Source organism: Mycobacterium sp. 1165178.9 (assembly GCF_001673555.1).
In the GTDB taxonomy this organism is placed as follows: Bacteria; Actinomycetota; Actinomycetes; order Mycobacteriales; family Mycobacteriaceae; genus Mycobacterium.
The window spans coordinates 1-2,118 of the sequence record NZ_LZMB01000508.1 but is presented as its reverse complement, the minus strand read 5'-3'; the positions used below and the strand labels follow the sequence as shown (position 1 = coordinate 2,118).

The 2,118-nt window shown below is 66.2% G+C and carries 2 protein-coding genes; both read right to left on the bottom strand.

Annotated features, from left to right (window positions below):
• The coding region (locus tag A5652_RS27105) for a PPE family protein (RefSeq protein ID WP_156745474.1) at positions 1 to 261 on the bottom strand (261 nt) is incomplete at its 3' end.
• A 286-nt stretch (positions 262 to 547) separates the two neighbouring features.
• Positions 548 to 2,092 carry a CYTH and CHAD domain-containing protein gene (locus tag A5652_RS21670; protein ID WP_067356504.1) on the bottom strand — a complete coding sequence of 515 codons (1,545 nt, stop codon included), beginning with the start codon at positions 2,090 to 2,092 and terminating at the stop codon, positions 548 to 550.
• Positions 2,093 to 2,118: the final 26 nt, after the last annotated feature.

Genomic DNA, 2,118 nt, shown 5'->3' with positions numbered 1-2,118 from the left:
GTGCATCCAGGTGACATAGGGCAGCGTGGATGCGGTCATGGCCGTCGCTGATGGTCCCTGCCAGGGAATGCTCGCCACGACAGAGGCGTAGTTAACGGCTGTCTGTCCCAACTCGATCGCAAGCTGCCGCCAGGCGTTAGCGGCGGTGAGCAACGACGCGGGCCCCGGCCCTGAATGAATCAGCGCTGAAGTGATCTCGGGAGGAGCCCAGAAGTCCACGGCTATCCCGTCATCAAAATTCGGTGTCCATGGTGTGGACATTGGGCATACAGGCCTGCGCCACCTTGGCTGCCGCCCAAGGACGATTTTCGAGTCCCATTTGCTGTCCCCCTCGATGACGTTCGGGTTTGCCGCGTGGCCGATTCGTCGATTGGAGCGTATTCGCCCGCGCGGTTGCTCACATCGAAATTCGCGAAGATTCACCTGGTCAGCTCGTCGCGTTCATGAGGCGGTGCAACCGCGACTTCTCGGCGGCGGCCGACCGGGGTCCGGGGCCGCATAGCGGAGCGCCGCCACCAAAACGAGTTCTGCGGCTCGTTCGCCTTAACTAATGACCGGCTTTACGGACCGCTTTGGCGAGTTTGCGCAAGGTGTCGTCGAGCTCGTCGCGGCACTGGTCGGCCAGGTCGGCCTCGCGCTGATACAGCAGCCCGTAGGTGAAGGTGTCCTCGCCGGCGGCGTGGGCGGCCTCCGCCTCCTGTAGCAGGTGCTCGCGGCTGACCACGCTGTCTTGATGATCGCCGAGCAGCGACTGGACCGCCTTGGCCTGATCGGACACCCCGGCCGCGCCGGTTGCGGCGGCGGTATAGCGAAGTCGCTTGGCGCGCTTGCGGATTCGATGAATGGCCTCGTCGCGCATGTGTGGGTCGTCCGGGTGCTCGCGATCGACTTGGGCGGCGGCCTTCTGGGCCTTGCGGACCTTTTTGTAGGCGGTGTCGATGGTCACCGGGGCCTGTTCCTCGACCATAGCGGCACCGGGGGTCTCGGCCGCTATCAGGTCGAGGGAGTCCAGGAGGCGGAAATATCGCTGCGACCGCATCGCAATCAACGACCGGCGCAGGCCGATCTGGTAGCGCCGCTGGGCACCCCCGACCAGCCGTTCGCGCACCGGTCCGCGCACCAATTCCGGTGCGAGCGCGTCTAAATCGCGCTCGTAGCGCTCGGCGAGCACCTCGGCGTCGCGAGCCACACCCAAAATTCTGGCGAGCTCGCGCAGCTCGTCCAGGACCCACCCCTCGTCGGGCAATCCGAACGACTCTTGGTAGTCGCGCAGCAGGCTGCGCAACTTGCGGGTGGTCACCCGCATCTGGTGAATGGAGTCGTAGGCGTCGGCACGCACCGCGCGATCCCACACCACAAGCTCGCGAACTTGCTCGGCGATCGCGCGCTGCAGCGGATCCTCGGAAGGCTGCGCGCCGTCCGGCGGCGTGGCACCGAGCACCCGCGCCAGCTTGGAGCCGTGACCCGCCGGTACGGCGCCGGCGTCTAATAGCCGATTGCCCAACCGGTTAAGCAGCTCGACGCCGGCTGTTCCGCTGGCCAGCCCACCCGCTTCGAGGAGCTCCAATTCCCACTCGCGCCATTCCTGTTCGGTCGGCGCCGGGTCGGTGTCGTCGGATCCCCGGGTCGACCACGCGGTGACATGGTCGTTGCTGAACTCGGCCAGCGCGGTGCCCGCGGCGTCGTAGAGCACCTGGCTCTCGCGCTCGGTGGTGATGCGCGCGATCGGCTGCAGTGGGCGGTCGCGGACAATCGCCAGCACCACATCCGTCAATTCGTCGGGCACCGAATCGTTTTCACCCGAGGCCTCGAGCGGTAGGCGGACCTCGGTTCGGGAGTCCGGACCGGCCGGCAGCTTCAGGTGCCATCCCGCGTCGGAGCCACCGGTACGGCGCCGCAGGGTGATCTTGTTGCGTGCCAAATCGTGTATGGGGGTGTCGAAGTACGTCGCATCCAGGGTTTGCGTCGGCGACTTCTCGACGTGGGCAACCGCGGCGATCCCTTCGAACGAGGGTGACACGGTGGATTCGACGACGTCGAACTTGCGCTCGACCTCGAGATGACGCGAGGGCTGCGACGCTTTTGCAGGCATCTGTTCGGCTCCGTTGCGGGCGCGTC

Excerpts from the sequence above, each read along its gene's own strand:
- A5652_RS21670 (WP_067356504.1), bottom strand. The coding sequence starts at position 2,092 with ATGCCTGCAAAAGCGTCGCAGCCCTCGCGTCATCTCGAGGTCGAGCGC.